Genomic DNA, 5,289 nt, shown 5'->3' with positions numbered 1-5,289 from the left:
ACCCCGCCGATTCCGGTCCGACGCGCAGCACGCCCTGCGCATCGACACTGGCGATCGAGCCGCCGCCGACGCCGATCGAGCTCACCGACACGGAGGGGATGTGGAGCGGAAATTCGCCGATCAGCTCGCCGGTGCCGAACTGCGCCTCGCCGCCGATGATCAGCGCGAAGTCGGCCGAGGTGCCGCCGATGTCGAGGGTCAGCACCTTGTCTTCGCCCGCCTGGCGCGCCAGCCACGAGGCGCCGATGACGCCTGAGGCCGTTCCCGACAAAAGCATGTTGACGCAGGCGCGCTTGCCTTCGGCGGCGTTCATGAGCCCGCCATTCGACTTGGTCAGCATCGGCCGGGCCGGCACGCCACGACGCTTCAGCCGCTCTTCCAGCGCCGTCAGGTAGCCAGAGACGCGAGGATGAACATAGCCGTTGAGGATGGCGGTCGAGCTGCGCTCATATTCGCGGATGACCGGCCAGACCTCGGCCGAGGTGAAGACAAAGAGCTCAGGCGCAAGGCGCGCGACCGCCAGCTTCACCGAAGCTTCCTGCGCGCCGTTGCGCCAGGCATGCAGGAAGGACACGATAATCCCCTGCGCCCCGTTCGCCTTTGCCGCCGTCACCGCACGCTCCACCGCCGCCATGTCGGGTGCCTCGGATTCGCTTCCATCGGCACGCATGCGGGCCGGAATGCCGAACACCATGTCGCGCGCGATCAGCGGATCCGGCCGCGCGCAGAACAGCGAATACATGTCCGGCATGCGAAGCCGCGCCAGCTCGATGACGTCCTCGAAGCCGGCATTGGTGAACAGCGCCAGTGGCGCGCCCTTGCGCTGGATGATGGTGTTGATGCCGACAGTCGTGCCGTGCACGAAGCGCGTCATATGGGTCGGATCGAAACCTTCGCGTTCGCCCAGAAGGGTGAGACCCGTCATCAGCTCGGCGCCCGGGTCCTCCGGCGTCGTCAGCACTTTCAGCGAGGCGACGCGTCCGGAGTTTGCTTCGAGCGCGCAGAAATCGATGAATGTCCCGCCGATATCGACGCCGACCTTCCAGTCGGCTCCGCCTTGCGCCTCATCCCCAATGATGACCCCATCCATGGTTCGTCCCTTCCTGTCTGCCTGCAGAAAGCTGGCACGGCTGGCCGGTCCGGGTCCAAGATGGAAGATGGGCAAACATATAAGGCTTGCTTATGCCTTTGCCCTGCCGCCGCCCAGAACGGCGGAGCAAGCGGCGCGGATCTGGTCGCGCATCATCTCATCGGCCCGTGCAAGGGCGCGTGTGCGCGAGGTGAGCAGCGCGATCGGAAATTCCGGCCCCGCCGCCAGCGGCCTGACGGCAAGCCCGGCAAACTGCTGCCAAGGCAGCAGGGCGTCGACGAGTGCGATGCCGAGACCAGCCTGGACGAAGCCGACGGCGGAGATGGAGACGTCGATCTCGAGCGAGGGCGAAAGCGCCACGCCCTGCGCGCGGGATGCGTGGGCGAGTTCGTCTGCCGGACGGGTGTTTCCGCGATAGGATATCAGCTCCTCTCCGGCAAGATCGGCGAGCGTCAACTCGGTTTTCCTGGCCAACGGATGCCCGGCCGGCAGCAGGCAGGCGAAGCCTACACTGCCGATCACCTCCGCCTCGATATCGGGAGGCAGGCGGTCGTCCAAGGCGACGCCCAAGCTGGCGTCGCCGGCGCGCAGCATGTCGACGATGGCTGCGATCGGCGCCATGTGGGAACGCAGCAGAATGCCTGGATGCTGCGCGCGGAAACTGGTGAAAGCGCGCGGCAATATCGCCATGGCCGGCGGCGGCGAGGCCGCGACACGTACGAGGCCAGCCCGACCCAGGCGCAGGTCGGTGGTCTTGCGCCGCAGGCCCTCCAGCCCCGCCGACAGCCTTTCGGCATCGGCGAAAATCTCAAGCGCGTCCGGCGTCGGCCGCAGCCGTCCCTTGACGCGCTCGAACAGCGTGAAGCCAAGTTCGTCCTCGGTGTGGAGCAGGATCTGGCTGAGCGCAGGCTGGGAGATGTTCAGCATCCGCGCCGCGGCGGTCACGGTGCCGGCGCGCATGACTGCGATGAACACTTCGAGCTGCCGCGCCCGCATTGCCACTCCATAGGTCAAGCTTATGGTTTTCGTCCAAACCCATCTTTGACGCAATGCCGTGGTGTGGACAAGATGGGGGCATCCAAGGATCAGCCGCTCTGCGCTAAGGAACGACTATGGACGTGATCGTGCTTGGCGGTGGGCTCATGGGGACGGCTTCGGCCTATTTCCTCGCCAGGCGCGGCGCGCGCGTGACGCTGATCGAGCGCAACCGGATCGGCACCGGGGCAACCGTCGCCTCTTTCGGCAACATCCGCCGCACCGGGCGTCACCTCTCCCAGCTGCCGCTGGCCCACCGCTCGCTCAGGCTCTGGGGCGAGGCCGAAAAGATGCTTGGTCGTGACGTGGAGTTCCGCACCACCGGTCATATCCGCTTGATCTTCGATGAAGACAGCCTCGTCGACATGCGGGCCTATGCTCAAGCCGCGCGGCCCTGGGGGCTCGATCTGGAGGAACTTGGCCCGCGCCAGATCCGAGCCCGGTTTCCCGGCCTCGGCCACGACGCGATCGCGGCGTCATTCTCGCCGCAGGACGGCAGCGGCAATCCGCGGCTGATCGCTCCGGCCTTTGCCGAGGCAGCCCGCAGGATGGGCGCGGAGATGATCGAGGAAGCCGAGGTCGAGAGGATCAGCAGCAATGGCTCCGGCTTCGTCGTCGCCAGTTCAAAAGGGGCGTTCGCCGCCGAGTGTTTGCTGAATGCCGCCGGCGCCTGGGGCGCGCGCATCGCCGCGCAGTTCGGCGAAGAGGTCCCGCTCGACGCCCGCGGCCCACAGATGGGCGTGACCGAGCCGGTACCGCATCGGATTTTGCCGGTAGTCGGCATCTGGGCGCGTGACAAGGAATACGGCGCCTATCTGCGCCAGGTCGAGCGCGGCAACATCGTCTTCGGCGGCGCGGCCGAAAGGGTATCGGTCGACCTTGATCCCGGCCATGCGATCGCCGACCCCCTGCGTCTGCCGACGCAGTTGCGCGCCGTCGCACGGCTACTGCCGGCAATCGCAAAGGTCGCGGTCATCCGCACCTGGTCCGGCTGCGAGGGCTATGTGCGGGATATGCTGCCGGTCATGGGATGCTCGGCGACGACGCCGGGCCTGTTCCACGCCTTCGGCTTCTGCGGACACGGCTTCCAGCTCGGGCCCGGCGTCGGCGACGCCATGGCCGAACTCATCACGACCGGCCGTTGCGAAACGCCGCTCGATGATTTCAGGATCGACCGCTTCAGCCGCGCCTGAAGAAGCAGCAAGGAATCGACGACCACCGATTGCCCTGCAGCCTGAGCGGACGGTAGCGGCTTCGACGCTGTTTTAGGATCACAGCTCCACTGGCTGAGCATGTCCTTGGTGCTTGTTGAACCGAGGCAGCAGCCCGATGCACAGCACCAGTGCAACAATGATCAGAAGCTGGCTGGCGATGACGGTGGCGAAGGCCTGCGCGATGCCCGTTGGTTCCAGCGCCAGATAGAGCGTGCCGAGCGTCGCGACGCCGAGCGCCAGGCCGGACTGCTGCAGCGTGATCAGCACACCGCTGCCGACGCCGGCAAGATGGGAGGGAACGTCGCCCAGAACGGCGCGGAACAGGCCTGAAAACAGCATCGACTGGCCGGCGCCGATCAGCACCAGGGCCGGCGCCAGTTCAACCAGGCTGACCCTCGGCCAGCCGGCTAGCGTGATGCCGATCAGCAATCCCAGGCCGAGCGCCTGGATGATGCCGCCCGCCGCCAGCGCGGCGCGGCCGAAGCGCCCGATCACGCGCGGGCTAACCACCGAGCCTATGAAGAACATGATTGCCATCGGCAGGATGGCCAATCCGCTTTGCAGCGCGTTGGCGCCGAGCCCGTTCTGGACGGTAAGCGCGAAGACGAACATGAAGGCGCCAAAGCCGACGCTGAACACGGTGACCATGGCAAGCCCGCGCGCCATCGAGGGCAGGCTGAGCAGCGAGGGCGGCAGAAGCGGCACCACGCCCCGCGCTTCCGTGGCCTTCTCGACCATGGCGGTGAGCATTGCGAGCATCACGGCGGCGGCCAGCATCGCCTTGGTCCAAGCCGGCCAGCCGAGCGAATGGCCTTCGGTCAGCGGCACCAGCAGGGCCGTCAACGTCGCCGCGAACAGCACGGTGCCGGGCAGGTCGATGACGGCCGGATGCGGCGAGCGGTTGGCCGGCACGACCAGCCGGGAAGCGAAGAAGACGATGATGCCGAGCGGGATGTTGACGAGAAAGATCGGCCGCCAGGAGGTGCCGAACAGGTCGGCGCTGACCAGCAGCCCGCCGGCGAGCTGGCCGACAATCGCGGCAATGCCCGAGGTCGCGCCGTAAAGCGCGATCGCCCTTGTCTTGCGCTCTCCCGGCAAGGTCGCCTGGAAGGTCGCCAGCACCTGCGGCACCAGCATCGCCGCCGTCGCGCCCTGGAGCAGCCGGGCCGCGATCAGCGCATTGATGGTCGGCGCCAGGCCGCAGGCGAGCGACGCCAGGATAAAGCCGGCAAGCCCTGCGAGAAACACTCTGTGGCGGCCGAAACGGTCGCCGAGCCGGCCGCCCAGCACCAGCATCGCCGCATAGGCCACGCAATACACCGACACCACCAGCTCAAGCGCCGCCGGCGTCGCCTTGAGCGAGGCCTGGATCGTCGGCAGTGCCACGTTGACGATGAAGAAATCGGCGATCGGCAGGAAGGCGCCTGCGAGCAGCACATGCACGCCAAGGTCATGCAGCCCGCCGGCGCGGGCCATCGACCGCGCGGAATGCCGGACAGGACCGGCAGATGTCGGATGGGTCACGGGAGTCTCCATATACTTATATGACGATAGTTATGTTTATATAATCATTATTGTTATATACATATTCGCGCGCGGTCTGTAAACTCCACTTCCATGACCAACGACGATTCTACCGCCCGCAAGACTCACCCCTTGACGGTCCGCTGGGCCGACCTGGCCGACCTCATCCTGATCGTTGCGCGTGAGATCCAGTTCCGGGGCTACAGCGACGAGCGCGCCGTGCAGCTGTCGCAGTCGGAGGGCATGGTGATGCGCCACCTCGTCCTGCACGCCTCGGCCACGCCCAGCCAGATCGCGGCCGCGACCGGCCTGCAGCGCACCAATGTGTCGCCGGTGCTGCGAGATCTGGAAACAAAGGGGCTGATCGAGCGGCATGTCGATCCGCAAGACCGCCGCGGCGTGAGTGTCCACCGCACGCGACGCGGA

Annotated in this window: 5 protein-coding genes; 2 read left to right on the top strand and 3 right to left on the bottom strand. The window is 66.6% G+C overall.

Translation table 11 applies throughout. The features are described 5' to 3' along the window. Both EN742_RS23115 and EN742_RS23110 read right to left on the bottom strand, forming a co-directional pair. On the bottom strand, positions 1-1,090 hold a 1,090-nt coding region (locus tag EN742_RS23115), incomplete at its 3' end, for a hydantoinase/oxoprolinase family protein (protein WP_148670208.1). Between the two features lie 90 nt (positions 1,091-1,180). Beyond that, positions 1,181-2,086 carry a LysR family transcriptional regulator gene (locus tag EN742_RS23110; protein WP_127407716.1) on the bottom strand — a complete coding sequence of 302 codons (906 nt, stop codon included), beginning with the start codon at positions 2,084-2,086 and terminating at the stop codon, positions 1,181-1,183. A gap of 116 nt (positions 2,087-2,202) precedes the next feature. Here EN742_RS23110 and EN742_RS23105 point away from each other — a divergent pair, with 116 nt between their 5' ends. Further along, positions 2,203-3,318 (top strand): FAD-binding oxidoreductase, encoded by a 1,116-nt coding sequence (locus EN742_RS23105; RefSeq protein WP_128333314.1) that lies wholly within the window; start codon positions 2,203-2,205, stop codon positions 3,316-3,318. A gap of 78 nt (positions 3,319-3,396) precedes the next feature. Here EN742_RS23105 and EN742_RS23100 read toward each other — a convergent pair whose 3' ends face one another. Continuing rightward, positions 3,397-4,863: an MFS transporter gene (locus EN742_RS23100; protein WP_245492382.1), complete on the bottom strand. Its 1,467-nt coding sequence runs from the start codon at positions 4,861-4,863 to the stop codon at positions 3,397-3,399. A 93-nt stretch (positions 4,864-4,956) separates the two neighbouring features. On the opposite strand from EN742_RS23100, the gene EN742_RS23095 reads away from it, so the two are divergent. Continuing rightward, the coding region (locus EN742_RS23095) for a MarR family transcriptional regulator (protein ID WP_128333313.1) at positions 4,957-5,289 on the top strand (333 nt) is incomplete at its 3' end.

It is taken from the genome of Mesorhizobium sp. M4A.F.Ca.ET.020.02.1.1, from assembly GCF_004022645.1.
Taxonomy (GTDB): domain Bacteria; phylum Pseudomonadota; class Alphaproteobacteria; order Rhizobiales; family Rhizobiaceae; genus Mesorhizobium.
This window is presented reverse-complemented; position numbering and strand designations above follow the sequence as displayed.